Origin of the sequence: Streptomyces panacea, assembly GCF_040560175.1 — a bacterium.
Lineage (GTDB): Bacteria > Actinomycetota > Actinomycetes > Streptomycetales > Streptomycetaceae > Streptomyces > Streptomyces panacea.
This window is the reverse complement of record NZ_JARJHW010000097.1, coordinates 1-26,970: the sequence shown is the minus strand read 5'-3', so window position 1 is coordinate 26,970 and position 26,970 is coordinate 1. Positions and strand designations below refer to the sequence as shown.

Sequence of the window (26,970 nt, the reverse complement as noted above, 5' to 3'; positions counted from 1 at the left end):
TACTGCAGGGGGGACCCTGTGGGAGAGTAGGACGCCGCCGAACAATTTTTGATACGGGAATGCCCCGCACCTTCTGGTGCGGGGCATTTCTGCGTTCAGGGCCGTACCCCCACGGCGTCCGCCGGCGGTTCGTCCGGGTAGGGTCAGGGGGCATCGTCGGTACATTCCCGCACAGGAGGCCCCCGGGTGGAGGTTCAGGAGACCCGCGTCCAGACGGATCGGGTGTTCACCATCCCCAACATCCTGAGCATGGCCCGGCTCCTGGGCGTGCCGCTCTTCCTGTGGCTCATCCTCCGGCCGGAGTTCGGCGGGCCGAACAGCGACGGCTGGGCATTGCTCGTCCTGATGCTCAGCGGGGTGACCGACTATCTCGACGGCATGCTCGCTCGCCGCTGGAACCAGATCAGCAACCTCGGGCGCCTCTTGGACCCCGCTGCTGACCGGCTGTACATCCTTTCCACTCTGGTCGGCCTGACCTGGCGGGAGATCTTGCCCCTGTGGCTCACCGCGGCGCTTCTGGCCCGTGAGCTGATGCTGCTGGTGATGGTGGGAATCCTCCGCAGGCACGGCTATCCGCCTCCCCAGGTGAACTTCCTGGGAAAGGCGGCTACCTTCAACTTGATGTATGCCTTCCCGTTGCTGCTACTGAGCGACGGGAGCGGATGGCTTGCATCACTTGCCGAAGTTTTCGGATGGGCGTTCGCTGGATGGGGTACAACTCTCTACTGGTGGGCAGGGATCCTCTACGTGGTCCAGGTCCGCCGACTCGTCAGAGCGGACAGAGTGGCCGATTGAGCTCGTCGATGTGGTGCCGTGCAGTGTCGCCGGCCCGCACCTGATGCCTGCCATACGGCCTGTCCAGATGGGTGACGTCGGCGAGACCGTCTCTTCAAGGAGGACGCTTCCGACATGAAGGCCGTCGTGATGGCTGGCGGCGAAGGCACTCGCCTTCGTCCCATGACCTCGAGCATGCCCAAGCCGTTGCTGCCGGTGGCGAATCGGCCGATCATGGAGCATGTGCTGCGTTTGCTCAAGCGGCACGGGCTCAGTGAGACCGTCGTCACCGTTCAGTTCCTCGCCTCTCTCGTGAAGAATTATTTCGGTGACGGCGAAGAGCTTGGAATGGAGCTCACCTATGCCAATGAGGAGAAGCCGCTCGGCACTGCGGGGAGTGTCAAGAACGCCGAAGAGGCCCTCAAGGACGATGCTTTTCTGGTCATTTCCGGTGACGCCCTCACCGACTTCGACCTGACCGACCTCATCGCCTTCCACAAAGAGAAGGGCGCGCTGGTCACGGTGTGCCTGACCCGGGTGCCGAATCCCCTGGAGTTCGGCATCACGATCGTGGACGAAGAGGGAAAGGTGGAGCGCTTCCTGGAGAAGCCCACCTGGGGGCAGGTGTTCTCGGACACGGTCAACACGGGTATCTACGTGATGGAGCCCGAGGTGTTCGACTACGTCGAGGCCGACACCTCGGTCGACTGGTCGGGCGATGTCTTCCCTCAGCTCATGAAGGAGGGCAAGCCGATCTACGGCTATATCGCCGAGGGTTACTGGGAAGACGTCGGGACGCACGAGAGCTACGTGAAGGCCCAGGCGGATGTCCTGGAGGGGAAGGTCGACGTCGATCTCGACGGGTTCGAGATCTCGCCCGGTGTGTGGGTCGCCGAGGGCGCCGAGGTCCATCCCGACGCCGTTCTCCGCGGTCCGCTCTACATCGGTGACTACGCCAAGGTCGAGGCCGACGCCGAGATCCGCGAGCACACCGTCATCGGCTCCAACGTGGTCGTCAAGACCGGGGCCTTCCTCCATCGGGCCGTTGTGCACGACAACGTCTACATCGGACCGCACAGCAATCTGCGCGGCTGTGTCATCGGCAAGAACACCGACATCATGCGCGCCTCCCGGATCGAGGACGGCGCGGTCATCGGTGACGAGTGCCTCGTCGGCGAGGAATCGATCATCCAGGGCAATGTCCGGGTGTATCCGTTCAAGACCATCGAGGCCGGCGCGTTCGTCAACACCTCGGTGATCTGGGAGTCCAGAGGACAGGCGCATCTCTTCGGAGCGCGCGGGGTCTCCGGGATCCTCAACGTCGAGATCACGCCCGAGTTGGCGGTGCGGCTGGCGGGGGCGTACGCGACGACGCTCAAGAAGGGCTCCACGGTCACCACGGCGCGTGACCACTCGCGTGGTGCGCGTGCTCTCAAGCGGGCGGTGATCTCCGCTCTCCAGGCCAGCGCGATCGACGTACGGGACCTGGAGAACGTTCCGCTGCCCGTCGCCCGGCAGCAGACGGGGCGGGGCAGCGCCGGCGGCATCATGATCCGGACGACGCCCGGTGTGCCCGACTCCGTCGACATCATGTTCTTCGACGAACGGGGCGCCGACCTCTCGCAGGCCGGCCAGCGGAAGCTGGACCGGGTGTACGCGAGGCAGGAGTACCGCAGGGCCTTCCCCGGCGAGATCGGGGACCTGCACTTCCCGGCGAGCGTCTTCGACTCGTACACCGGCTCACTGCTCAGGAACGTCGACACGACGGGGATCGCCGAGGCCGAGCTGAAGGTCGTCGTCGACGCGTCCAACGGCAGTGCGGGCCTTGTTCTGCCCAGCCTGCTCGGGCGGCTCGGGGTCGACGCGCTCACCATCAACCCGGGCCTCGACGAGGCGCGGCCCACCGAGACCGTCGAGTCACGCCGGTCCGGTCTGGTCAGGCTGGGCGAGATCGTGGCGTCGGCGCGTGCGTCGTTCGGGGTGCGGTTCGACCCCGTGGGCGAGCGCTTGTCGCTCGTCGACGAGCGCGGCCGGATCATCGAGGACGACCGTGCCCTGCTGGTGCTGCTCGACCTGGTCGCCGCCGAGCGGCGCAGCGGGCGGGTGGCGCTGCCCGTCACGACCACCAGGATCGCCGAGCAGGTCGCCGCGTACCACGGCACCCAGGTGGAGTGGACGACGACGTCGCCCGACGATCTGACCCGGGTGGGCCGCGAGGATTCCACGATCTTCGGCGGCGACGGCCGCGGCGCCTTCATCGTTCCCGAGTTCAGCAGTCTGCTCGACGGCACGGCGGCCTTCGTACGGCTGCTGGGTCTGGTAGCCCGTACGCAGCTCACGCTCAGCCAGATCGACGCCCGTATCCCTCGCGCCCATGTGCTGCGCAGGGATCTGGCGACCCCCTGGGCGGTCAAGGGTCTGGTCATGCGGCGGGTCGTGGAGGCGGCCGGCGAGCGGGACGTCGACACGACCGACGGCGTCCGGGTCGTGGAGGCCGACGGGCGGTGGGTGATGGTGCTGCCGGCACCCGCCGAGGCCGTCACCCATCTGTGGGCCGAAGGACCGGACGACGCCTCCGCCCAGGCGCTTCTCGACGAGTGGTCGGCGGTCGTGGACAGCGCAGGTCAGTGACCTGATGACGGTGTGCCGGAGGGGGGCGGCCGCTCCCCTCCGGCACACCGGTGGGGCCATTCGGCGGTAGCGCCCGCGCCGTGCGACGATGTGCGGCATGCCGCAGCACCCCCCCGTTCGGAGTACTCCCTCGCCGCCCCGGCGTCCCGACGCGTCCATGTCGCTGCTGAACAACGTGATGGACCACAGTCTGGACGACGGCTACGCCGAGGCGGCGGCCCGCAGGGACGCCGAGGACGGCGGAATGCCCCGCACACTCCGCGCAAAGCTCGGCCTGGCGGCGGGGCTCGTTCTGGCCGCGCTGGTGGTCACCGTGGGCGCGGCCGAGGCGCGGATCGACGCGCCGGTCATCGCCAAGGAACGCGAAGAGCTCATCGACCGGATCGACGCCGAGACGTCCTCCGCGGACACCCTCGAACGCACGGTGGACAAGCTCCGTGACGAGGTGGGCGCCCGGCAGCGCGAGGCGCTGCGTGACCACGGCGGCGAACAGGGCGAACTCGTGGCTCTCCTTTCGGGCTCCACGGAGGTCGAGGGGCCGGGCGTGAAGCTCGTCGTCGACGACGCCAAGTCCGCCGACGAGAGCGCCGGCGGGCCGCGGGAGAGCAGCAACTTCTCGGACACGGGGCGGGTCAGGGACCGGGACATGCAGCAGATCGTCAACGGTCTGTGGGAGTCCGGGGCCGAGGCGGTGTCCATCAACGGCCAACGTCTGACGGCCCTTTCGGCGATCAGGGCGGCCGGTGAGGCCATACTGGTCGACAACAAGCCGCTGGTGCCGCCGTACACGGTGCTGGCAGTGGGGGACGGGAAGAACCTGAGCACGGCGTTCCAGGACAGTGCCGACGGCCAGTACCTGCACTCGTTGCAGGAGAACTTCGGTGTCCGCACGAGCATTTCCGATCAGGAGACGGTACGCCTTCCGGCCGCGCCGAGCCTGATCGTACGTACAGCTGAGCCGAAGGCCGCCGACCCGGGGAAGGGCGACGGAGAGGCCACGGCAGACACAGGGAAGGGCACATCGTGATCGCGGTACTTGGCCTCGTCGTGGGGGTCGTGGTCGGACTGTTGGTTCGACCCGAAGTGCCGGCGGTGGTCGAGCCCTATCTGCCGATCGCCGTCGTCGCCGCTCTGGACGCGGTCTTCGGGGGGCTGCGGGCCATGCTCGACGGGATCTTCGTCGACAAGGTGTTCGTGGTGTCGTTCCTGTCGAACGTGGTGGTGGCGGCGCTCATCGTCTTCCTCGGTGACAAGCTCGGTGTCGGCGCGCAGCTGTCCACCGGTGTGGTCGTCGTGTTCGGCATCCGGATCTTCTCCAACGCTGCCGCGATCCGCCGGCACGTTTTCCGGGCGTGAGGCCGATGAACAGCGAAGAGAGCCCGCGGCCCGCGCAGACCCCGACAACTCCGGGGAGCCCCGAGCCGCGGCAGATGACGGGGCGTCAGCGGCTTGCCGCCGGTCTCTGGCCGCCACGCGTCACGCGGGCCCAACTCATCGTCGCCGTCCTGCTGTTCGTGCTGGGCCTGGGTCTGGCCATTCAGGTCCGTTCGACCAACGACGACAGCGCGCTGCGCGGCGCGCGCCAGGAGGACCTCGTACGGATCCTGGACGAGCTCGACGGCCGCACCGAGCGGCTGGAGGACGAGAAGCAGCGATTGGACGACCAGCAGACGGAGCTGGAGAACAGCTCCGACCAGGCCGAGGAGGCGCGGAAGCAGACGCGGGAGAAGGAGCAGCAGCTCGGTATCCTGGCGGGTACGGTCGCGGCTCAGGGTCCCGGTATCACGCTGACGGTCCAGGACCCCGGTGGCACCGTCGACTCCGACATGCTGCTGGACGCGATCCAGGAGCTGCGGGCGGCCGGCGCCGAGGCGATCCAGGTGAACGGGGTCCGGGTGGTCGCCGCGACGTACCTCTCCGGCAGTGACGGTGACATCGAGGTGGACGGGAAGCGGATCGAGGCGCCGTACCTTTTCCACGTGATCGGCAAACCGCAGGATCTGGAGCCGGCGCTCAACATTCCCGGAGGTGTGGTGCAGACGTTGGAGAAGGAGCAGGCCACGGCCACGGTGGCGGCTGCCGAGGAGATCGTCGTCGACGCCTTGCGATCGGCGAAGCGGCCTGACTACGCTCGGTCGTCGTCGTAGTGGGGCGGGGGCGCATGCGGACCCGGGGACTAGGGCAGAAGCTTCCGGGGGGTCGGCGCACATTCCGGATGGTGCGTGGTGGAAACTGTCTGATGGTCACGGACGTTGTGAAGATGTCCGAGTCGGCAGGTGTGTTCATTCAGGGTTCGTCCTGCCCCACGGGCGGGTCTGTTCAGGTCAAGGGGAATCGCCCGTGAAGTTGTTTGGAAAGTTGTTCGGCAGGAGTGCACGCGAGGACGGCGGTAACGCCCGGCATCGCGCACCGCGCCACGGCCAGGAGGAGCAGGGCGGCGAGCGCCCGCTCTTCCGCGACGAGGTCGGCAGCCCCGGTGGGGACAATTCGGGCGGTCACGGCGCGTCGTCTGTTGACCCCGCCAGTTCTGGCGGCATAGGTTTCGGTGGACCATCAACCTCAAGTACGGGTGGAGGGTTCCCCCCCGCTCAGGAGGGTCCGTCCATGTCGGCCTTGCCGGTTTGTACGAGGTGCGGGCACCGCAACACCCAGGACAGTCGGTTCTGCTCCAACTGTGGTGCGCCGCTGAGGGCCGGGGCGCCCGCGGAGCGTCCCTCGGAGACGACCTCGACCATCTCCATCTCGGGCCTTGAGGCGTACGAGGCTGAAGCGACCGGTCAGACGGCCGTTCCCTCGCTCTCGCCGGAGGCACAGGCCGCGGTGGACGCGCTTCCGCTCGGCTCCGCGCTGCTGGTCGTACGTCGCGGACCCAACTCGGGCAGCCGCTTCCTGCTGGACGGCGATCTGACGACGGCCGGAAGGCACCCGCAGAGCGACATCTTCCTCGACGACGTCACGGTGTCCCGGCGGCACGTCGAGTTCCGCAGGAGCCCGGAAGGTCACTTCACGGTCTCCGATGTCGGCAGTCTCAACGGCACGTACGTCAACCGGGAGCGGATCGACGCCGTCGCGGTGTCGAACGGTGACGAGGTCCAGATCGGCAAGTACCGGCTGGTCTTCTACGCGAGCCAGCGGGGCGTGTGACCCTTCAGGGAAGGTCCATGCTGCGACCGCCGACGGGCGGTGCCGGTCACGGCACCGCCCCCACGGGTGACCGTCTGGTCAGCATCGGCATGGTGCTGAACCAGCTCAGGGACGAGTTCCCCGAGGTCACCATCTCCAAGATCCGGTTTCTGGAGGCCGAGGGCCTCGTCGAGCCCCGGCGGACCCCGTCCGGGTACCGGAAATTCAGTCCCGAGGACGTCGAGCGCCTCGCCCAGGTCCTGCGTATGCAGCGGGACCACTATCTGCCGCTGAAGGTCATCAGGGAGCATCTCGACGCCGTGGCACGCGGGGAACGGCTCCCACTGCCCGCGCAGGCCTCCCAGGGCCCTCAGCGGGACTTCCTCGGCTCCACGTGGGACGCGGAGCCCGAGGTGCCCACCGCCCCGAGGATCGGCCGCGCGGAGCTGCTGGCGGCCACCGAGGCGGGCGAGAGCGAGCTGGACGAGTGGGAGTCGTACGGCCTCATCGCCCCGATGGCGGAGGGCGGCTACGACTCCGAGACCGTGACCGTGGCGAAACTTGTCGCGGAACTCGGAAGATTCGGTCTGGAACCGCGGCATCTGCGAGCTGTGAAAGCCGCCGCAGACCGGGAGGCCGGACTGGTCGAGCAGGTCGTCTCGCCCCTGCGCCGGCACCGCAATCCGCAGACCAGGGCCCGTGCCGAGGCCGCGACGAAGGAGCTGGCCGCGCTCTCCGTACGGCTCCACGCGGCGCTGGTGCAGACGGCTCTCGGGGTCCGGCTGACCTGATCTTGGGGGAGTCCGACTACCCAAACCGACCGGGCACGTCCTAGGGTTGCTGTGTGAACGAGCTCGACGTTGTGGGTGTCCGGGTGGAAATGCCCTCCAACCAACCGATCGTGCTCCTGCGTGAAGTGGGAGGCGACCGGTACCTTCCCATCTGGATCGGGCCTGGGGAAGCTACCGCTATTGCCTTCGCCCAACAGGGCATGGCACCGGCCCGACCACTGACCCATGACCTCTTCAAGGATGTCCTTGAGGCGGTGGGCCAGGAACTTACGCAGGTGCGCATCACCGACCTGCGCGAAGGAGTCTTCTACGCGGAGCTGGTCTTCGCGAGCGGTGTCGAGGTGAGTGCCAGGCCGTCCGACGCCATAGCGCTGGCACTGCGCACCGGCACGCCCATCTACGGCAGCGACGGGGTGCTGGACGATGCGGGCATCGCCATCCCCGACGAGCAGGAGGACGAGGTGGAGAAGTTCCGCGAATTCCTCGACCAGATCTCTCCGGAGGACTTCGGGACCAACAGCCAGTGAGCGCTGAACGGTCGATGACCGTCATACCGGACCCCGTCCGCGCATTCGAGCAGCCTTTCCCGGCGGCGAGGCACGGGAAACCACTCTCAGGGTGATTATCACTCGGCGTGCCTAGCGTGGCGATCGTTGACGCACCCGGAGGGACTGCCTACCGTCGACGGGGCAGGTCAAGGACGGAGGTCGGTGTGAGAAGCAGCGGCGACGGTACGGCGAACGGCCCGTACCCGCTTCACGGCAGTACGCCCGACCCCACGACCGACACGGTCGGCTATCGGGGACCGACCGCGTGTGCGGCGGCGGGCATCACGTACCGCCAGTTGGACTACTGGGCGCGCACCGGGCTGGTGGAGCCGAGTGTGCGTCCCGCGAAGGGATCGGGCACCCAGCGGCTCTACAGCTTCCGGGACGTCGTCTTCCTCAAGATCGTGAAGCGCTTCCTGGACACCGGTGTCGCCCTCCAGAACATCCGGACGGCGGTTCAGCACCTGCGTGATCGCGGGGCGGGGGATCTGGAGCGCATGACGCTCATGAGCGACGGGGCGACGGTGTACGAGTGCTCGTCGCCGGACGAGGTCGTGGATCTTCTCCAGGGGGGTCAGGGCATCTTCGGGATCGCGGTCGGTGTGGTGTGGCGGGACGTCGAGGCGGCGCTCTCGCAGCTGCACGGGGAGCGCGTCGACACCGGTGAGACGCTGATCGGCCACAACCCCGCGGACGAACTCGCCCGCCGCCGCCGCGACCGGGCCGTCTGAGCGTCGGATCCGGGGCCGGGTTCGGATTTGGGTGCGGGGCGATTGTCAGTGCCGTAGGGGAGCATCGGTGGGGTGAGACCCGCGCCGACCATCCTGCATCTGGACATGGACGCCTTCTTCGCCGCCGCGGAGCAGGCGGCGAAGCCGAGCCTGCGCGGAAAGCCGGTCGTCGTCGGGGGTCTCGGTCCGCGCGGGGTCGTCTCGACGGCGTCGTACGAGGCACGGCGGTTCGGGATCCACTCGGCCATGCCGATGGCGCAGGCGCGCCGGCTCGCGCCGAACGCGGCGTATCTGGTGCCACGCTTCGCGCTCTACCGCACGGTCAGCGAGCAGGTGATGGAGCTGCTGGGCCGGCTGTCTCCCTTGGTGGAGCCGCTGAGTCTGGACGAGGCGTTCGTCGATCTGGAGGCGGGTGGCTCCGCCTTCGACTCGGCGTCCGCGCGTACGACGGGTGAGCGGCTGCGGCGGGACATCAGGGCGGTGACCGGTCTGACCGGCTCGGTGGGGCTCGCCGGGTCCAAGATGCTGGCGAAGATCGCCTCCGAGCAGGCGAAACCCGACGGTCTGGTGCTCATGGAGCCGGGCACCGAGCGCGAGCTGCTGGGGCCGATGAGCGTACGGACACTGCCCGGGGTCGGGCCCGCCACCGGCGAGCATCTGCGCCGGGCCGGGATGACCACCGTGGCCGATCTGACGGAGGCCGGTGAGGACGAGCTCGTACGGCTCGTCGGGAAGGCGCACGGCACGTCGCTGTACCGGATGGCGTCGGGACACGACGACCGGCCGGTGGTGGCCGAGCGCGAGACCAAGTCCGTCTCCGTCGAGGACACCTTCGACGTCGATCTGCACGACCGTGTGCGCGTGCGCACGGAGGTGGACCGGCTGGCGGAACGCTGTGTGCGACGGCTCCGGGAGTCGGGGCACTCGGGCCGGACCATCGTCCTCAAGGTGCGGCGGTACGACTTCTCGACGCTCACCCGCTCCGAGACGCTGCGCGGGCCGACCGACGACCCGGGCGTGGTGCGGGAGGCCGCGGGGAGGCTGCTGGAGTCCCTGGACACCACCGGCGGGGTGCGGCTGCTGGGGGTGGGGGTGACGGGGCTGGCCGACTACACGCAGGAGGACCTGTTCGCGCAGGCGGCGGCCGACGCGGAGACCGCGGACGTGGTTCAGGAGCCGGATGTCGCGGTGGCGGCGGACGAGCCCGAGCAGGCGGTGCCGGAGCCGGAGCCCGGGGCCGACGCGGTCGCCGAGCGGCACTGGCCGGCGGGGCACGACGTGCGCCACGCCGAGTTCGGCGCGGGGTGGGTGCAGGGCAGTGGCGTGGGGCGGGTCACCGTACGGTTCGAGGAGCCCACGCAGGCCCTTCCGGGGCGGGTGCGGACGTTCCGTACGGACGATCCCGACCTGGAGCTGTCGCAGCCGCTGCCCTTGGTGGCGATACCGCCGGACACGGAGTCCCGGCCGCGGGGCTGACCGGTTCGAGGGCTCAGGCGCCGTGCTGGTCGATGGCGTCGTCCCGGCCCGCCACCCGGCCGAAGTCGCGGTCCGCCGGGCGGGACGGGCGCTCCGGGGCCGCGGGCTCCGGCAGGGCCAGTCGGTAGTGGTGGTAGAGCTGGATCTCCTGGTCGGGGGAGAGATGGCGGCCGACGCCGAAGTCGGGGGCGTCCTTGATCAGGCCGCGCTCGTAGGGGACGTGCAGGGACTCGTTGCGGTAGGTGCTGGGGGCCAGGGGCACGAACGCGTCCCGGCCGAACAGCCCGGTCCGTACCGCCGCCCACTCCGGCACGCCCGTGGCATCGTCCAGATACACCTCGTCGACGGTGCCGATCTTGTGCCCGTCGCGGTCGTACGCCTTGCGGCCGATCAGGCTGCGCGGATCGATGTCGGTCTGCACGGTCCCTCCAACTGGTCGCACCTGCTCCCTCACTCCACGAAAGGGCACATCGGGGGGATCGGCCACTCGAAGTCCGCGTCAGAGCTCGCTGGTAGGCTGGTCAGTGGCTGTCGACCCCGTGCGGGAGAGCCATCCGGTGAGACTGCCGGAGGCGCCGAAGGAGCAAATCCTCCCCGGAAACTCTCAGGCCCCCGTACCGCATGGACGAGGTCACTCTGGAAAGCAGAGCAGGTGTCGGACGGCATCCGCTCTCACCGACGGTGAAAACCGGCCCGCCTCACGGTGGACCGGTGAAACTCTCAGGTTGATGTGACAGAGGGGGAGGCCGTCCGGGCACCTATGTACCGGTGCCCCTCGCAGGTCGCGCCAGACCAGGAGGCCTCCCGAATGACAGCCAACCGCACACCGCTCTCCCAGCTTGAGCGAGGTACCCCCTTCGAGCGGCGCCACGTCGGCCCCGACGCCGCCGCGCAGGCGAAGATGCTCGCGCAGGTCGGCTACGGCTCGCTCGACGAGCTGACCGCCGCCGCGGTGCCCGACGTGATCAAGAGCGCCGAGGCCCTGCGGCTGCCCGCCGCGCGCACCGAGGCCGAGGTGCTGGCCGAGCTGCGCGGCCTCGCCGACCGCAACCAGGTTCTCGCCCCGATGATCGGCCTCGGCTACTACGGCACGTTCACCCCGCCGGTGATCCTGCGCAACGTGATGGAGAACCCGGCCTGGTACACGGCGTACACGCCGTACCAGCCCGAGATCTCCCAGGGGCGCCTGGAGGCGCTGCTCAACTTCCAGACCGTGGTGGCCGATCTGACCGGACTGCCGACGTCGGGCGCCTCTCTGCTGGACGAGGGCACGGCCGCCGCCGAGGCCATGGCGCTCGCCCGACGGGTCGGCAAGGTGAAGGGCGGCGTCTTCCTGGTCGACGCCGACGCGCTGCCGCAGACCGTCGCCGTGATCCGTACCCGCGCCGAACCGGCCGGCGTCGATGTCGTCGTCGCCGACCTGGCCGACGGGATCCCGGCCGAGGCCGCCGAGCGCGGTGTCTTCGGCGTTCTGCTCCAGTACCCGGGCGCCTCCGGAGCCGTACGGGACATCAAGCCCGTCATCGAGCAGGCGCACGGACTGGGCGCGATCGTGACCGTCGCCGCCGACCTGCTGGCCCTCACGCTGCTCACCTCGCCCGGTGAGCTGGGCGCGGACATCGCCGTCGGCACCACCCAGCGGTTCGGCGTCCCCATGGGCTTCGGCGGACCGCACGCCGGATTCATGGCCGTACGAGAGAAGTTCGCCCGCAGCCTGCCCGGACGGCTCGTCGGCGTCTCCGTGGACGCGGACGGCAACAAGGCGTACCGGCTGGCGCTGCAGACCCGTGAGCAGCACATCCGGCGCGAGAAGGCCACCAGCAACATCTGTACCGCACAGGTGCTGCTCGCCGTGATGGCCGGAATGTACGCGGTCTACCACGGCCCCGACGGACTGCGGGCCATCGCCGACCGCACCCACCGCTACGCGACCGTCCTCGCCGACGGCCTGCGCGCCGGCGGTGTCGAGATCGTGCACGAGGCCTACTTCGACACGCTGACCGTACGGGTCCCGGGCCGCGCCGCCCAGGTCGTGGCCGCCGCCCGCGAGGGCGGGGTCAATCTCCGTCTCGTCGACGCCGACCTCGTCTCGCTCGCCTGCGACGAGACCACCGGGCGCGCCCAACTCGCCGCCGTATGGACCGCCTTCGGCGTCAAGGGCGACATCGAGGCCCTGGACGCCGCGTCCCGCGACGCGCTGCCGGACGCCCTGTTGCGCACCGACAACTACCTCGCGCACCCGGTCTTCCACCAGTACCGCTCCGAGACCGCGATGCTGCGTTACCTGCGCAGGCTCGCCGACCGCGACTACGCGCTGGACCGCGGCATGATCCCCCTCGGCTCCTGCACCATGAAGCTCAACGCCACCACCGAGATGGAGCCGGTGACCTGGCCGGAGTTCGCCGCGCTGCACCCCTTCGCGCCGGCCGACCAGGCGCAGGGCTATCTCACGCTGATCCGTGAGCTGGAGGAGCGCCTGGCGGAGGTCACCGGCTACGACGCGGTGTCCCTCCAGCCCAACGCGGGCTCCCAGGGCGAACTCGCCGGGCTGCTGGCCGTACGGGCGTACCACCGCGCCAACGGCGACACCGGCCGCACCGTCTGCCTCATCCCGTCGTCCGCGCACGGTACGAACGCCGCCAGCGCGGTCATGGCCGGCATGAAGGTCGTCGTCGTGAAGACCCGCGAGGACGGCGACGTCGACGTCGAGGACCTGCACGCCAAGATCGAGCGGTACGGCGACGAGCTGGCCGTCCTGATGGTCACCTACCCGTCCACGCACGGCGTGTTCGAGGAGCACATCACCGACATCTGCGCGGCCGTGCACGACGCCGGCGGTCAGGTGTACGTCGACGGCGCGAACCTCAACGCGCTGGTCGGGCTGGCGAAGCCGGGCCGGTTCGGCTCGGACGTGTCGCACCTGAATCTGCACAAGACCTTCTGCATCCCGCACGGCGGCGGCGGTCCCGGTGTCGGCCCGGTCGGCGTGCGCGCCCACCTCGCCCCGTACCTGCCCAACCACCCGCTCCAGCCCGCCGCCGGCCCCGAGACGGGCGTGGGACCGATCTCGGCGGCCCCCTGGGGCTCCGCGGGGATCCTGCCGATCTCCTGGGCCTACGTCCGGCTGATGGGCGGCGAGGGGCTGAAGCGCGCCACGCAGGTCGCCGTGCTGGCCGCCAACTACATCGCCAAGCGGCTGGAGCCGCACTTCCCGGTGCTGTACGCGGGTCCGCACGGGCTCGTCGCGCACGAGTGCATCGTGGATCTGCGCCCGCTGTCGAAGGAGACCGGCGTCAGCGTCGACGACATCGCCAAGCGCCTCATCGACTACGGGTTCCACGCGCCGACGATGTCGTTCCCGGTGGCCGGCACGCTGATGATCGAGCCCACCGAGAGTGAGGATCTCGCCGAACTGGACCGGTTCTGCGAGACGATGATCGCGATCCGCGCCGAGATCGAGAAGGTCGCGTCGGGCCACTGGCCGGCGGACGACAACCCGCTGCGCAACGCTCCGCACACGGCCGCCGCGCTGGGCGGGGAGTGGGAGCACGCGTACAGCCGTCAGGAGGCGGTCTTCCCGGCCGGGGTCTCGGCGGCCGACAAGTACTGGCCGCCGGTCCGCCGGATCGACGGGGCGTACGGCGACCGGAATCTCGTGTGCTCGTGCCCGCCGCTGGACGAGTACGACAACTGACGGACGGCGTACGGCCGCGGGGCCGGGGGGTGCGCGGACGGGCCGCGTACCCCGCTCGGTCGGCGCGCTCGCGCCACCAATGCGTCGGGGCCGGTGCGGAGTGAATTCTCCGGGCCGGCCCCCTTCGTACGGACGGCGTCAGGCCGCCGTCATCACCTGCTCGCTCCCGGACGGCCGGTGCGGCGCGATGATCTGGCCGTCGGGCAGCAGCTCACCGGTGTCCTCGAAGAGCAGGACGCCGTTGCACAGCAGGCTCCAGCCCTGTTCCGGGTGGTGAGCCGCGAGCCGGGCGGCTTCCCGGTCGGCTGAGTCGGCTGTCGGGCAGGCAGGCTGGTGCTGGCACATGGCTGGGTTCTCTCGCTGCGTCGTGGTGAGTGTCCTGCGGCTCGATGTGTTCATGGCCGCCCCCCGGTTTCTATTGGTCCGTACCCCAGTGTTGCCCCACGGGCGTCGATCCGCAGGGATTTCGCGGCAGCGCTCGTCTCTGCTTAAGGACGTGTCACCCGCCCGGACGGTTCAGCCCAACTGGGCTGTCCCTTCGGGTGGTTCGGGGTGGCCCGTCCGGACTAGTCCGGACGGGCCAGCACAGAGCCCCGTGACCGGTGAGGGGTCACGGGGCAGTCTATGGCGCGTGGGGCGGTCGGGAGACGGTCCGGACGTCGGTGTCCGGGACGGCCCGGGGCGGTGCTCAGGCGGTGGTGCTCAGCAGCGGTGCCGACGCGGTCGTGGATGCCGTCGAGAGCCCCGAGGTCAGGCGCAGGCCCATCATCGGAAGCAGATCGGCGACCCGGTGCGGCCGGTGGGCCACGATGCCCGGAGGGGCGGGGGCGAGCGGGATCAGGAGGTCGGCCGGGGCGGGAGCGCCGGCCGAGGCGTCCGCCTCGGTGTCCTGATGGAGCCAGAGCGTGAGCATGTACAGGCCCGGCACCGAGAGCAGCCGTGGCTGGTACGGCGACTTCAGTGTCTCGGCCTGGCGCAGTGCCCGTTCCGTGGCGGAGATGTAGGGGCCCTCGAAGAAGCGCGAGAACGCCCAGCCGTCCGGGGTGAGCATCGTGTCGGCCGCCGCGACGGCGCGTTCGCCGCTGCGGATCAGAAAGCGCCAGCCGGCCAGCCGGGTCTGCGGCGCGTCGCTGCTCGGGGCGATCTGTTCCAGTACGTGTACCGGAAGGGGCAGTTCGGGGCTCAGCGGTCCCTGGACGGACCGGAGAGCGGGTGTACGGGCCTCGCGCACGGCGGTGGGAGAACCGAGTGCCACGAGGACGCTGCGCAGGGCGGGCGCTGGAGCCGGGGAGACATGCAGCGGCATGGTGGGTTGCCTCTCGCTCAGTAGGCACAGTGAAGCGTCGGTGATGCGGGGTGCGGGTGCGGACGTCGCTGTCGGCGCACGTGGTCAGAGGAGGGCCCAGGGCCGTGCCCGGACTCCGACTCTCTGCCTCGTTCGCACAGAGTTTATACGATACGTGTTCACAGAATGTTTCTTCTAGCTGTCGCCCGTATTGCGCGCAAGAGGGTATCCGGTCCATCTCGTACGGAATCGACGTCGAAGAACGATGAGATGAACGGCGAACGCAGGCTCGTGGCCTGGGGTGATTCGGCTGGAGCGGTAGGCCGAAACTCGTCGCCGTTTTTCGCGGCCGGGCGGTGAGTGAATTTGCTCACTGCCTCATGCCGAAGGAATGTGCCGCGAGGTCGTTCTGCCCACTCTACCCGGCGCGGCATGCAAACGGGGCGTTATGGATCACTCAGTCTGGGCACTATCGATCGTGAAGCGATGCCCGGTGGTGCCGGGAGGCCGAGGCGAAGGAGGGATCCTCCGATGGGGGAGAAGGTCGAATCGGGCGGTAGCGGTGTGTCCGATCGGCAGAAATACCGCAGGAAGCTCCAGCAGTGCCTCACGGTGCTGGGGCGGCTCCTGGGCGAGAAGCGGTTCGACCGGCCCAGGAATCTGATGGGTCTGGAGATCGAGCTGAATCTCGCCGGCTCCGACGGGATGCCCCGCATGATGAATGCGGAAGTTCTGGAACGGATCGCGAGCCGTGATTTTCAGACGGAACTCGGAATGTTCAATCTGGAAGTAAATATCGCCCCGCACCGACTCGGCGGACGTGTTCTCGACCAGCTCGCCGAGGAACTGCGCACGGGTCTCGGATATGCCCATCGCAAAGCGAATGAGGTCGACGCCGGGATCGTGATGATCGGCATTCTGCCGACTCTCTCGCTCGACGACGTCGTCTCGACGAACCTCTCGGACGCGGACCGCTACACACTTCTCAACGACGAGATGGTGGCCGCGCGGGGCGAGGATTTCGCGCTCGACATCGAGGGGGTGGAGCGGCTCACCTGCAGTTCACCCTCGATCGCGCCCGAAGCCGCCTGTACGTCCGTGCAATTGCATCTCCAGGTCACGCCCGAGCGCTTCGCCGACGTGTGGAACGCGGCGCAGTGCGTCGCCGCCGTACAGATCGCCGTCGGCGCCAACGCCCCTTTCCTCTTCGGAAAGGAGCTGTGGCGCGAGTCCCGGCCACCACTCTTCCTCCAGGCGACCGACACCAGGCCGCCGGAGCTCCAGGCGCAGGGAGTACGGCCCCGGACCTGGTTCGGGGAGCGCTGGATCGACTCCGCCTACGATCTGTTCGAGGAGAATCTGCGCTATTTCCCGCCGCTGCTGCCGATGACGGGCGACGAGGACCCGCTCCAGGTCCTGGACGAGGGCGGTACGCCACGCCTCGCTGAGCTGGTACTCCACAACGGCACCGTCTACCGGTGGAACAGGCCCGTGTACGACGTCGCCGACGGACTGCCCCATCTGCGGGTCGAGAACCGCGTGCTGCCCGCCGGGCCGACCGTCACCGACGTCGTCGCCAACGCCGCCTTCTACTACGGCCTCGTGCGCGCGCTCGCCGAGGAGGCCAGGCCCGTCTGGACGCGGCTGCCGTTCGCCACCGCCGAGCGGAACTTCGAGACCGCCTGCCGCGACGGCATCGAGGCGCGGCTCCACTGGCCGCGCAACGGCCGGGCCGGCAACGGCGTCGCCGAGGTGTCGGCGGTCCGGCTCGTCCGCGACGAACTGCTGCCGCTCGCGGCGGCCGGGCTCGACGCGTGGAACGTGGAGCCGGCCGACCGCGACTTCTACCTCGGGGTGATCGAGGGGCGCTGCGAGCGCCGTGTGAACGGGGCCTCGTGGCAGGTGGACACCTTCCACCGGGCGCAGGAGGCCGGACTCCGCCGGGAGGCGGCGCTCGCCGCCACGACCCGCCGCTACGCCGAGCTGATGCATCAGGGGGAGCCGGTGCACACCTGGCCGGTGGGTTTCCCCGCTCCGTCGCGGATGCCGGACCTGACCGTCTGACACCCGGGTCGCGGGGGGACACCGCCGCGAATTCGGTGGAGCTCTACCGCTCGCCCCCGCCCACCGACATGATCGCCTCGATCATCACCGCCTCGATGTCGGCCGGGTCGCTCACCTCGTAACCCGCGCCGCCGGTGATCTTCGCGATCTCGTTCACCTCCTCACGGTCGGCCCCCGGGCCGACGGCGATCGCGATGAGCGGGACCGGGCGCCGGGGGTCGGCGATCTTCCTCAGCTCGTCCACCAGGGCCGTGCGCGCCGCGCCGTCGGCGTCCGACCCGCCGGTGAGGAGGATGACCGCGTTGCACTTGCCGCTCACGTACGACGACTGGGCCTCCTTGAAGGCGGCCAGCGTCGTGTCGTACATAGCGGTCGCCGCGGCCGGGCCCGTCCCCATGGGAGCCAGCGCGGAGACGGCGTCCGAGAGGCTTTCGCGGTGGGTGGCGCCGTCCTTGGCGCGCTCGCCGAGCGGCGCCGTCTCGGCCAGCTTGCGGAAGTCCTCGGTGCCGTCGAGACCGGCCGCGAAGTCCCAGAGGCCGACCTCGTCCTCCGGGGTGAAGCGCGCCAGCGTCTGGAGCATCGAAGCCTTCGTGACGTCCATCCGGGACTCACCCGCGCGCCCCGGCACGGGCTGCGCCATCGAGCCCGAGGTGTCGACGAGGACGGTCAGCCGGGCGTCCTGCACGGTGACCGTCCACATGCCGAGCGTCTCCTTGACCGTGTCCGTGGTCGGCGGCTGCGCCTTCGTCAGGGCGTACGGCTGCGGCGCACGGCCACCGGCGGCGCGGACCAGGTCGTCCGCCACCGCGGAGTGGGCCGTACGGAAACCGTGCTCCGCCATGGTGCGCTGGGCCCCCTCCTCGTTGAGGAGGGATACGAACCGCATGGCGGCGCGGCTCTCGTCCGTGGTCAGCTCGGGCTCGTTGACCAGGTTCAGCGGATAGTCCAGGGCCGGGGCCGCGTCCGTCGGATAGATGAGCCGCAGGTCGGAGGCGCCGTCGCCGGAGTTGTGGGTGAACGCGGCCTGTTCGGTGAGGAAGACCGCCTCGTTGCCCTCGGCGCTGTCCGGCCCGCCCCGCGCCAGGGACCGGACCACCTCGTCGTCGGAGCCGGACACGCGCGTGGCCAGCTCCTCGGCGGTCGCGGCGATCCGCGCGTCACTGTCGGGGTCCGCCTTCCGCGTGGACGCGACGACGCTGCTGAACGCGAGCAGTCCGGTGGCGCTGCGCGCCGGATCGGCCGCTCCGAGCCGTACCGCGTCCTCGCCGGTGGTGGCCGCCGTCAACTCGGCCCAGGTGTACGTCTTGCCGGGCCAGCCGAGCCGCGTGCCGGCCGAGGGGACCACGGCCACGGCCACCGGTGTGGTCGCCGCGTTGCCCGCGGGAGTCAGCGCGATGCCGTCGTTGACGTCCAGCGCGCGCTCGACCCATACGTCGGAGTCGGGCAGCCAGACCTCGTACTCCGGGGCGGCCGTGCCGGTGGCGAGGTCGTCGGCGATCTCGTGGTTCTCGCGGGCCTCGACCCGCACGTCTACGCAGCGGCCGTCGGAGGTGACACCGTCGCGGCGGGCGCTGTCGGCGACGGCCCGCACGGCGGGGGCGATGTCCGGCGAGGCGGCCAGATCGATCCGTACGGCAGCGGAGCCCGTACAGCCGTCGGTGAAGGACAGCAGACCGCTGCGCGCCGCGATGCCCGTCCCCGCGGCCAGGCTCAGGACGAGCGCCGTGGCGATCAGGACGTTGCGACGGCGCGGGCGACGGCCCCTGGTGCTGTCCGTCGCTTCGTCGTCGGGCAAGCTGTGACGTTCCATGGCGGTGGTGCCCCTCCTTGACCTGAACAAGGAAAATGGGTGACCTCGGCCAGCTGAATGACGCCCGTCCCCCGGCCTGTCGCGCGCGATCTTCGTACCCGCATTCGAGACCCTAGCGGGACGGGAAGGGGCTTGAGGCGCGATTAGTCAACTGGAGGCAGCTGTGCAGTCGGAGGCGGGCCCCGTGGCCGATTCTCTTCCCCAAGAAGGCCTGTCGCGCGGGATGTTGCGGTCCGAGGTGCTGATCGTCCTGGCGCTCTCGCTGGGGGCGAGCGGAGTGTCGGCGCTGATCAGCTTTGTCGGGTCGGTCACCAGGCCCGGGGGGCTCAGCGATCAGGCGGCCACGCTCAACGGTTCGCACGCGCCGGGGAGGCCGTGGCTGGATCTGGCCTGGCAACTCTTCGGCATCGCCAGCTCGCTGGTGCCCGTGGTACTGGTGGCGCACCTGTTGCTCCGTGAGGGCAGCGGGCTCCGCGATCTGGGGTTCGACCGGAGCCGCCCGTGGCCCGATCTCGGTCGCGGCGCGCTGATCGCCGCCGGCATCGGCAGCGCCGGACTCGCCTTCTACATCGCCTCACGCGCGGCCGGGTTCAACCTGACCGTGGTGCCGGAATCGCTGCCCGAGGTGTGGTGGAAGTTCCCGGTACTCATCCTGTCCGCGGTGCAGAACTCCGTACTCGAAGAGGTCATCGTCGTCGGGTATCTGCTGCGCAGACTGGGGCAGTTGGGGTGGACACCGATGGCCGCCCTGGTGGCCAGTTCGGTGCTGCGCGGGTCGTACCACCTGTACCAGGGCATCGGCGGCTTCATCGGGAACATGGTGATGGGCGTGGTGTTCGTGCTGGCCTACCGGCGCTGGGGGCGGGTCGGGCCGCTGGTGGTGGCGCACGCGCTGCTCGACATCGTGGCGTTCGTCGGATACGCGCTGCTCGCCGGGCATGTGAGCTGGCTGCCCACGCCGTAGCCGGTGGGCCGTGCTCAGGGGGCCGCGAGGAGTTCACCGTCGATGACCGTGACCGCGTGACCCGTCAGAAGGGTCCGCTCGCCGCGCAGTGAGGTACGGACGAGGCCGGTGCGGGCGGATCCCTGGAGGCCGGTCAGTTCGGTGCGGCCGAGCCGCGCCGACCAGAACGGGGCGAGCGCGGTGTGCGCGCTGCCCGTGACCGGGTCCTCGTCGATGCCGACGCCGGGGAAGAAGCCGCGCGACACGAAGTCGTGGCCGCTGTCCGGGTCCTCGGCCGCCGCGGTGACGACGATGCCGCGCCGCGAGAGGGCGGCGAGCGACCGCAGGTCCGGGGTCAGCTCCCGTACGGTCCGCTCGTCGGCCAGTTCCACCAGCAGATCCCCGATGTGCGCCGCGGTGTCGTGAACCGAGACCGGGACGGCGCCCAGGGCCGCCGCGACCCCGTCCGGGATCGCGACCGGCGTCAGCGGCGACGTCGGGAAGTCGAGTGTCAGAGTGCCGTCGCCGTGCGCCGTCGCGCCGAGGACGCCGCAGCGTGCCGCGAAACGGATCGGGCCGGTCGTGAGCCCGGCGGTGCGCAGGACATGGGCGGTGGCGAGTGTGGCGTGCCCGCACATGTCGACCTCGGTCGCCGGGGTGAACCAGCGCAGGGCCCAGTCCGCCGCGCCGCCGGGCGGCAGGGGATGGGCGAACGCCGTCTCCGAGAGGTTCACCTCCGTGGCGACCCGCTGGAGCCAGGTGTCGTCGGGGAACGGGCCGGACTCCAGGATCAGCACCCCGGCGGGATTGCCGGCGAAGGGGCGGTCGGTGAACGCGTCGACGATTCGGATTCGCATGCCCCTGACCGTAGAAGAGGGCGGAAGCCGCGGGCCAAGGCCAATTCGGGACGGCCGGCCCCGAAGAGTGTTGCCCAACGAACTGTTCCGATATATCGTTGACGCATCGCGATAGATTCGCGACTGATCATCGATGGAAGGAGCGTAGCGATGCGTTCACATGGACATGAAAACGATCACGGACATGGGCAGTGCGGGCCCGGCCATCGGGGCCGGGGCGAATCCGAGGGGCGGCGCGGGGCCTTCGGGCCGTTCGGGCCGAACTTCGGACCGCCGTTCGGCGGGCCCTTCGGAGGCGGCGGCCGAGGTCGCGGCGGAGGCAGGGGCAGGGCGCGGCGCGGCGATGTGCGCGCGTCGATCCTGGCCCTGCTGAAGGACCGGCCGATGCACGGCTACGAGATGATCCAGGAGATCGGCGAGCGCAGCGGAGGCGCCTGGCGCCCCAGCCCCGGCTCGGTCTACCCGACCCTTCAGATGCTGGAGGACGAAGGTCTCATCGCCAGCCGGAGCGAGGGCGGCAAGAATCTCTTCACGCTGACCGACGCCGGTCGCGCCGAGGCCGAATCCGGGCCCGACGCCCCGTGGGAAGAAGCCGGGCGCGGGGTCGACTGGGACACGATGAACGAGATCCGGCAGGCCGGCTTCGGTCTGATGGAGGCGTTCGGGCAGGTCTGGAAGACCGGCTCCGCCGACCAGCGCCAGAAGGCTCTCGCCGTCATCAACGACGCCCGCAAGAAGCTCTATCTGATCCTCGCCGACGAGGACTGAGCGACGAGCACCCACTGACGGGGGGCGTACGGCCACGAGTGCCGTACGGGCGGGGCCTCGTGACGATCACCGAGATCGTCACGGGCCCCTTCGTCATGTCCGGGCGGCCGGCAGGAGCCGCCACAACTCCGCCGAGTCGAAACGGTCGCTCGCCCGGGGATGCGGTCCCTCGTCGTGGCAGTGGAACGCGGCCCAGAAGACATCACCGCGCAGGGCGTCGGCGGGGGCGTACACGCGGTACACGTACCGCAGTCCGTCGACCGCGAGCAGGGCGACCATCCAGCACATCGGATCTGCTCCCGGCGGTCGTCGCGACATCGTCGTACCAGAGGGACGAGCGGTCCCGCGGGACGGTTGCGTGCCAGGCGTGCAAGGCGGCGCGCGCCCCTGTCGCGTGTCGAAGCCGGATCTCATTCGTAAGGAGGAGAGGCCGCACGTCTGTGCACGACTTCGGTGGGATGCTCGAATGCTCCCCACCGGGGATGTCCCACCCGCCGGCCGGGTGATGAGGTGAGAGGGTGCAGAGCCCTACCCCGTGGTTGCCCGAACAGTCCGATTCGACCGTCGTCTCCGCCGTATCGATCCGCGCGGACATCGACGCCGGACTCTCCGCCGAGCTCGCGGCCGTCGTGTCGGGAGCGCGCAGGAGGGCGCACCGCGACGGTGACCGGCAGATCGACACCGCCCATCTCCTCCACTCGCTCCTGGAGTCGGATTCCGAGGTGCGCGCGGCGTTCGACGGCGGGCCGCAGGTCGCCCGTGTTCTCGGCTATCTCGTCCAGCGGAGCATCGGCTACGGGCTGCGCTGGCAGGGGACGGTGGAGGAGTCGGGCGCGGTCCCGATCGTGTCGGCGCCCGCGGTTCCCGGCTGGTCGCCGTCGGCCGTCACCGTCCTGGAAGGCACCGTCGAACGCGCGCGTCGGCGCGGCGAGCCGCGGGCCGGCGGTCTCGATCTGCTCACCGCGCTCGCGTCCGACCACGTCTGCCGCGCGGTCGAGGTGCTTGAGCGGGCCGGAGTGGACGCGCGGGTACTGGCCGGCCGTATCGCGAACGCGTCTCACGGAGTGTGAGCGTCGGCCGACCCGAGAGTAGCGGTCCGTCTCGACAGGCGTAAAAGTGCCGAAGCTCCTGACGACGGCTGACATGATGTGCCCATGCACGCGTCTCAGGGGAGAAGCGTCGGCCTGGGACTCGCGCTCTTGTCGGCCTTCGCGTTCGGTGGATCAGGTGTCGCGGCCAAGCCGCTGATCGAGGCGGGGCTCGACCCGCTCCATGTGGTCTGGCTCCGGGTCGCGGGGGCCGCGCTCGTGATGCTGCCCCTCGCCTGGCGCCACCGGGACCTGGTCCGCCGCAGACCCGCGTTGCTGGCGGGCTTCGGGCTGTTCGCCGTGGCGGGCGTGCAGGCCTTCTACTTCGCCTCGCTCTCCCGGATCCCCGTCGGTGTCGCGCTGCTCGTCGAATACCTGGCGCCGGCGCTGGTCCTGCTCTGGGTGCGCTTCGTCCGGCGCAGGCCCGTCACCCGCGCCGCCGCGGTCGGTGTCGTCCTGGCCGTCGGCGGACTCGCCTGTGTGGTCGAGGTGTGGGCCGGGCTCTCCTTCGATGTGATCGGCCTGCTGCTGGCGCTCTGCGCGGCCTGCTGCCAGGTCGGCTACTTCCTCCTCTCCGACCAGGGCGGCGACCCGACGGACCCGGCCGAGGCCGTCGATCCGCTGGGGGTCATCGCGTACGGGCTGCTCATCGGCACGCTCGTCCTCACCGTCGTCGCCCGGCCGTGGGGCATGGACTTCTCGCTGCTGGCGGGCGGGGTCGACATGGGCGAGTCGCACGTCGCGGCGCCGCTGCTGCTCGGCTGGATCGTCCTCGTGGCGACCGTGCTCGCGTACGGCACGGGCGTGGTCAGCGTACGGAGGCTCTCGCCGCAGGTGGCCGGGGTCGTCGCCTGTCTGGAAGCGGTCATCGCGACCGTGCTGGCATGGGTCCTGCTGGGCGAGCACCTTTCGGCGCCGCAGATCCTGGGCGGACTCGTGGTGCTCGTCGGTGCGTTCATCGCCCAGACGTCCACGCCGTCGCCGCCGACGGCGCCGGCCGGGGGAGTGGGCGACACGGCGTTGCCCGGCGCCGACGTGGGCGAAGTGGCCGAAGTGGTCGGCGAGGGGGACGGGTTGTCCGCCGGCCGGACGGCGACGTAGGCTGCCGATCATGCGATTGACCGTACTTCCGCCTCCCGCCGTCTGACCGCGGGCGGCCATCCGCTGACGAAGACCGGGCTCGGGCAGTCCCCGAGCGGCTCGTCGCTGCCCGCGAGACGCAGTGAGCGACCATCAACCCGTTCTTCACACGGAGAAGTCACGTGTCGATTTCCGCAACCTCCGGCTCCGCAAACTCCGCGACCTCGGCCGTTCCCGGCCTCTCGGTCGGGCGCAGCCTCTTCTACCTCGTCGTCGCCGGTGTCGCCTGGGGGACCGCCGGCGCCGCCGCCTCGCTGCTCTACCGCGTCAGCGACATCGGTCCGCTCTCCCTCTCCTTCTGGCGCTGCGTCGGCGGGCTCGTGCTGCTGCTCGGCGCACTGGCGCTGCGCCGCGGGCGCGCCGCGACGGTTGCCGCCTCGGAGAGGGCCCCCGAGCCGCGCCGCCGCAGGCTGATCCGCGTCCTCGGTACGGGCGTCGGCCTCGCCGTCTTCCAGAGCGCCTACTTCGCCGCCGTCGAGGAGACCGGGCTCGCCGTCGGCACCGTGGTCACCCTCGGCGCCGGACCCGTGCTCATCGCGCTCGGCGCGCGGCTGACCATGGGCGAACGGCTCGGCGGCAGCGGTCTGTTCGCCGTCGTCGGCGCCCTCGCCGGCCTCGCCGTCCTGGTCCTCGGCGGTGACGGGGCGACGGTACGTCCCCTGGGCGTCGCGTACGCCGTGCTGTCTGCGGCCGGTTACGCGGCGATCACCCTGCTCACACGTTGGCTCGGCCGCGACGGCGGCAGGACCGACGCGCTCTCCACCACCGCCTGGGCCTTCGCCGTCGCGGCACTGTGTGTCGTGCCGCTCGCGACCGCCGAAGGACTGCTGCCGCACACGGCCGAACCGGCCCAGGTGCTCTGGCTGTTGCTGTACGTCGCGGCGGTCCCGACGGCCCTCGCGTATGCCCTGTACTTCGCGGGCGCGGCGGTCGTACGCGCCGCGACGGTCTCCGTGATCATGCTGCTGGAGCCGGTGAGCGCGGCGGTCATCGCGGTCGCGCTGCTGGGTGAGCGGCTGACCGCCGCCACGGTGGCGGGGACGCTGCTGCTGCTCGCCGCCGTGGTGGGGCTCGCCACGGCGGAGGCGCGCCTCGCGTCGGACCGCCGGAAGGCGGCGGTCCTCGTGTGATCCCACCGCGCGGCGGGCGCCGGTGTCAGAGCGCGGAGAGATAGTCCGGCAGGCCGACGGCCGGGTCCAGGTCGTCGGCCGGGACCGGTGTGCCGTATCCCCGTACGACGGGCACCACACCGGTCCAGTGGGGGAGCGACAGGTCCTCGGGCTCGTCGTTCGGGCCGCCGGTGCGGACCTTGGCGGACACCTCGGCCAGGTCCAGGCTCAGGACGGCGGTCGCCGCCAGCTCCTTCGCGTTCGCGGGCCGCGAGTCGTGGGAGCGGCCGGGCACCACGTGGTCGACCACGGCGTCGAGCGCGGCGCGCCGCTCTTCGGGATCGGTCACCTGGTACGCGGTGCCGTGCACCACGACGGAGCGGTAGTTGATCGAGTGGTGGAAGGCCGAACGCGCCAGCACCAGACCGTCGACATGGGTGACCGTCAGACAGACCGCGAGCCCCGGGTCCGCCGTGTCGCCCGCCGTCCGCAGCGGCCGGGAGCCGGTCGACCCGTGGACGTACAGCCGCTCGCCGACCCGTGCGTAGAGGGTGGGGAGGACCACGGGCGCGCCGTCGCGGACGAATCCGAGATGGCACAGATACGTCTCGTCGAGTATCCCGTGCACCAGCTCGCGGTCGTACGACGCGCGGTTGGCGGAGCGGGTGGGGACGGTGCGGTCGGTGGGGCGGTAGGCGGAGGCGGGGGAGGACGTGGGCTCCGGCATTGCGTTCTCCTATGTACTAGTGCATAGTTTCCTTTGTGCTAGGAGAGTATCGGATCGAAGGGCGGCGCGCCGCCGAGATCGCCGCGAGCGTGGAGCGGGGGATCGGCGCCGGACACCTCGCGCCCGGCCAATCGCTGCCACCACTACGGGAGTTGGCGCTGGAGCTGGGGGTCAATCCGAATACGGTGGCCGCCGCGTACCGCACACTGCGCGACCGGGGCGTGATCGAGACGGCGGGCCGCAGGGGCAGCCGCGTGCGTGCGCGCCCGTCGAGTACGTCGCGCGGCTCGATCGGGGTCGACGCACCCGCGGGCGTACGGGAGGTGTCGGACGGCAATCCGGATCCCGCCCTGCTGCCACCGCTGCACGACGCGTTCGTGGCCGCCGCGCGGGATCACGCGGAGCGGCCGGGGCGCTACGGCGACGCGGCCGTCCTCCCCGAGCTGGCCCGTCTCGCCCGCGCCGGGCTGGACGAGGACGGTGTGCCCGACGGGCCCGTCGCCGTCACCTCGGGCTCGCTGGACGCGATCGAGCGCGTACTGGCCGCGCATCTGCGGCCGGGGGACGCCGTCGCCGTCGAGGACCCGGGCTGGGGCGCCCTGCTCGACCTGGTGCCCGCGCTCGGGCTGCGGCCGGTGCCGATGGCACTGGACGACGACGGGCCGCTGCCGGCGGAGCTGGAGCGGGCGCTACGGGCCGGGGCGCGGGCGGTCGTCGTCACCGACCGGGCGCAGAACCCGACAGGGGCGGCGGTCGGCAGGACCCGCGCGCGGGAGCTGCGTACCGTGCTGGCGGCCCATCCCCACGTACTCCTCATCGAGGACGACCACGGGCACCGCATCGTCGATCTGCCGCTCCATCCGCTGGCCGGGGTGACGGACAGCTGGGTGCTGGTCCGGTCCACGGCGAAGGCGTACGGCCCCGATCTGCGGCTGGCCGTGCTGACCGGGGACGCCGTGACCGTCGACCGGGTGACGGGCCGTCAGCGGCTGGGGCCCGGCTGGGTGAGCAGACTGCTGCAACGGGCGGTCGTGGAGCTGTGGACGGCGGACGCGGTCGATACCCTTAAGGTCGCCCGCGCGTACGGCGAGCGGCGTGACGCGCTGGTACGGGCGCTGGCCGAGCGAGGGGTCGAGGCGCGCGGGCGCAGCGGGATGAACGTGTGGGTGCCGGTGGCCGAGGAGACCGGCGCGGTGGCCCGGCTGCTGCACGCGGGATGGGCGGTCGCGCCCGGGGCGCGCTTCCGGATGGCGGCGGGGCCCGCCGTACGGCTGACGGTGTCGGCCATGACGGCGGAGGAGATCGGGACGGTCGCGGACGCGGTGGCCGACGCGGCGGGGGCCGCGCCGGCGCGGAGTTACGGCTGATCGGCGGTGAGCGGGAGGGGAGTTGAGGCTGTCTCTTATACACA

25 protein-coding genes and 1 riboswitch are annotated in these 26,970 nt (G+C 70.5%); of the genes, 18 read left to right on the top strand and 7 right to left on the bottom strand.

Annotation, left to right across the window (positions count from 1 at the left end; all coding sequences use genetic code 11):
* Window positions 1-186 precede the first annotated feature (186 nt).
* The 10 genes from clsA (at window position 187) to P3L51_RS22130 (ending at window position 10,074) form a co-directional block, all read left to right on the top strand.
* Window positions 187-795 (top strand): cardiolipin synthase ClsA, encoded by a 609-nt coding sequence (gene clsA, locus P3L51_RS22175; RefSeq protein ID WP_354607023.1) that lies wholly within the window; start codon window positions 187-189, stop codon window positions 793-795.
* Window positions 796-909: 114 nt separating this feature from the next.
* Window positions 910-3,405 (top strand): sugar phosphate nucleotidyltransferase, encoded by a 2,496-nt coding sequence (locus P3L51_RS22170; RefSeq protein WP_354607022.1) that lies wholly within the window; start codon window positions 910-912, stop codon window positions 3,403-3,405.
* A gap of 97 nt (window positions 3,406-3,502) precedes the next feature.
* On the top strand, window positions 3,503-4,432 hold the full coding sequence (locus tag P3L51_RS22165) for a DUF881 domain-containing protein (RefSeq protein ID WP_354607021.1): 930 nt from the start codon (window positions 3,503-3,505) through the stop codon (window positions 4,430-4,432).
* Complete coding sequence (locus tag P3L51_RS22160) at window positions 4,429-4,761, top strand: small basic family protein (protein ID WP_023543062.1); 333 nt, start codon at window positions 4,429-4,431, stop codon at window positions 4,759-4,761. The genes P3L51_RS22165 and P3L51_RS22160 overlap by 4 nt, the downstream gene beginning before the upstream one ends.
* A gap of 5 nt (window positions 4,762-4,766) precedes the next feature.
* A complete protein-coding gene (locus tag P3L51_RS22155; protein ID WP_354607020.1) occupies window positions 4,767-5,552 on the top strand; it encodes a DUF881 domain-containing protein in 786 nt (261 codons plus the stop codon).
* 85 nt (window positions 5,553-5,637) lie between these two features.
* Window positions 5,638-6,549 carry an FHA domain-containing protein gene (locus tag P3L51_RS22150; protein WP_354607027.1) on the top strand — a complete coding sequence of 304 codons (912 nt, stop codon included), beginning with the start codon at window positions 5,638-5,640 and terminating at the stop codon, window positions 6,547-6,549.
* A 17-nt stretch (window positions 6,550-6,566) separates the two neighbouring features.
* Window positions 6,567-7,319, top strand: a complete 753-nt coding sequence (gene ftsR / locus P3L51_RS22145; RefSeq protein WP_354607019.1) for a transcriptional regulator FtsR — start codon at window positions 6,567-6,569, stop codon at window positions 7,317-7,319.
* Between the two features lie 53 nt (window positions 7,320-7,372).
* Complete coding sequence (locus P3L51_RS22140) at window positions 7,373-7,846, top strand: bifunctional nuclease family protein (RefSeq protein ID WP_031232239.1); 474 nt, start codon at window positions 7,373-7,375, stop codon at window positions 7,844-7,846.
* A 185-nt stretch (window positions 7,847-8,031) separates the two neighbouring features.
* Window positions 8,032-8,598, top strand: coding sequence for a MerR family transcriptional regulator (locus P3L51_RS22135; protein WP_354607018.1), 567 nt, complete (start codon window positions 8,032-8,034; stop codon window positions 8,596-8,598).
* Window positions 8,599-8,670: 72 nt separating this feature from the next.
* Window positions 8,671-10,074, top strand: a complete 1,404-nt coding sequence (locus P3L51_RS22130) for a DNA polymerase IV (protein WP_354607017.1) — start codon at window positions 8,671-8,673, stop codon at window positions 10,072-10,074.
* 13 nt (window positions 10,075-10,087) lie between these two features.
* Here the strand turns inward: P3L51_RS22130 and P3L51_RS22125 are convergent, their stop codons facing one another.
* Window positions 10,088-10,495: a PRC-barrel domain-containing protein gene (locus P3L51_RS22125; protein ID WP_354607016.1), complete on the bottom strand. Its 408-nt coding sequence runs from the start codon at window positions 10,493-10,495 to the stop codon at window positions 10,088-10,090.
* 111 nt (window positions 10,496-10,606) lie between these two features.
* Window positions 10,607-10,704, top strand: a riboswitch (glycine riboswitch).
* 178 nt (window positions 10,705-10,882) lie between these two features.
* Between P3L51_RS22125 and gcvP the strand changes: the two genes are divergently transcribed.
* Entirely contained in the window at window positions 10,883-13,768 is a 2,886-nt protein-coding gene (gcvP, locus tag P3L51_RS22120) for an aminomethyl-transferring glycine dehydrogenase (RefSeq protein WP_354607015.1), read from the top strand.
* A gap of 138 nt (window positions 13,769-13,906) precedes the next feature.
* Here gcvP and P3L51_RS22115 read toward each other — a convergent pair whose 3' ends face one another.
* Both P3L51_RS22115 and P3L51_RS22110 read right to left on the bottom strand, forming a co-directional pair.
* Window positions 13,907-14,113: a DUF5999 family protein gene (locus tag P3L51_RS22115; RefSeq protein WP_354607026.1), complete on the bottom strand. Its 207-nt coding sequence runs from the start codon at window positions 14,111-14,113 to the stop codon at window positions 13,907-13,909.
* Window positions 14,114-14,456: 343 nt separating this feature from the next.
* A complete protein-coding gene (locus tag P3L51_RS22110) occupies window positions 14,457-15,074 on the bottom strand; it encodes a hypothetical protein (RefSeq protein ID WP_354607014.1) in 618 nt (205 codons plus the stop codon).
* A gap of 510 nt (window positions 15,075-15,584) precedes the next feature.
* Between P3L51_RS22110 and P3L51_RS22105 the strand changes: the two genes are divergently transcribed.
* The gene (locus tag P3L51_RS22105; protein WP_354607013.1) at window positions 15,585-17,117 is read left to right on the top strand and encodes a glutamate-cysteine ligase family protein; all 1,533 of its coding nucleotides are present in this window, start codon (window positions 15,585-15,587) and stop codon (window positions 17,115-17,117) included.
* 43 nt (window positions 17,118-17,160) lie between these two features.
* Here P3L51_RS22105 and P3L51_RS22100 read toward each other — a convergent pair whose 3' ends face one another.
* On the bottom strand, window positions 17,161-18,927 hold the full coding sequence (locus P3L51_RS22100; RefSeq protein ID WP_354607012.1) for a substrate-binding domain-containing protein: 1,767 nt from the start codon (window positions 18,925-18,927) through the stop codon (window positions 17,161-17,163).
* A gap of 163 nt (window positions 18,928-19,090) precedes the next feature.
* Here P3L51_RS22100 and P3L51_RS22095 point away from each other — a divergent pair, with 163 nt between their 5' ends.
* The gene (locus P3L51_RS22095) at window positions 19,091-19,891 is read left to right on the top strand and encodes a CPBP family intramembrane glutamic endopeptidase (RefSeq protein ID WP_354607011.1); all 801 of its coding nucleotides are present in this window, start codon (window positions 19,091-19,093) and stop codon (window positions 19,889-19,891) included.
* 14 nt (window positions 19,892-19,905) lie between these two features.
* Here the strand turns inward: P3L51_RS22095 and P3L51_RS22090 are convergent, their stop codons facing one another.
* Window positions 19,906-20,727: a PhzF family phenazine biosynthesis protein gene (locus P3L51_RS22090; protein WP_354607010.1), complete on the bottom strand. Its 822-nt coding sequence runs from the start codon at window positions 20,725-20,727 to the stop codon at window positions 19,906-19,908.
* Window positions 20,728-20,877: 150 nt separating this feature from the next.
* Between P3L51_RS22090 and P3L51_RS22085 the strand changes: the two genes are divergently transcribed.
* On the top strand, window positions 20,878-21,495 hold the full coding sequence (locus tag P3L51_RS22085) for a PadR family transcriptional regulator (RefSeq protein WP_354607009.1): 618 nt from the start codon (window positions 20,878-20,880) through the stop codon (window positions 21,493-21,495).
* 93 nt (window positions 21,496-21,588) lie between these two features.
* Here P3L51_RS22085 and P3L51_RS22080 read toward each other — a convergent pair whose 3' ends face one another.
* Window positions 21,589-21,783: a hypothetical protein gene (locus P3L51_RS22080; RefSeq protein WP_354607008.1), complete on the bottom strand. Its 195-nt coding sequence runs from the start codon at window positions 21,781-21,783 to the stop codon at window positions 21,589-21,591.
* Between the two features lie 230 nt (window positions 21,784-22,013).
* Between P3L51_RS22080 and P3L51_RS22075 the strand changes: the two genes are divergently transcribed.
* From P3L51_RS22075 to P3L51_RS22065, 3 genes are all read left to right on the top strand, one after another.
* Window positions 22,014-22,565 carry a Clp protease N-terminal domain-containing protein gene (locus P3L51_RS22075; RefSeq protein ID WP_435594501.1) on the top strand — a complete coding sequence of 184 codons (552 nt, stop codon included), beginning with the start codon at window positions 22,014-22,016 and terminating at the stop codon, window positions 22,563-22,565.
* Between the two features lie 84 nt (window positions 22,566-22,649).
* Window positions 22,650-23,684 carry an EamA family transporter gene (locus P3L51_RS22070; RefSeq protein ID WP_354607007.1) on the top strand — a complete coding sequence of 345 codons (1,035 nt, stop codon included), beginning with the start codon at window positions 22,650-22,652 and terminating at the stop codon, window positions 23,682-23,684.
* A gap of 161 nt (window positions 23,685-23,845) precedes the next feature.
* A complete protein-coding gene (locus tag P3L51_RS22065; protein WP_435594500.1) occupies window positions 23,846-24,853 on the top strand; it encodes a DMT family transporter in 1,008 nt (335 codons plus the stop codon).
* Between the two features lie 25 nt (window positions 24,854-24,878).
* Here P3L51_RS22065 and P3L51_RS22060 read toward each other — a convergent pair whose 3' ends face one another.
* Window positions 24,879-25,559: a pyridoxamine 5'-phosphate oxidase family protein gene (locus P3L51_RS22060; protein WP_354607006.1), complete on the bottom strand. Its 681-nt coding sequence runs from the start codon at window positions 25,557-25,559 to the stop codon at window positions 24,879-24,881.
* A gap of 35 nt (window positions 25,560-25,594) precedes the next feature.
* Here P3L51_RS22060 and P3L51_RS22055 point away from each other — a divergent pair, with 35 nt between their 5' ends.
* On the top strand, window positions 25,595-26,926 hold the full coding sequence (locus P3L51_RS22055; RefSeq protein ID WP_354607005.1) for an aminotransferase class I/II-fold pyridoxal phosphate-dependent enzyme: 1,332 nt from the start codon (window positions 25,595-25,597) through the stop codon (window positions 26,924-26,926).
* Window positions 26,927-26,970: the final 44 nt, after the last annotated feature.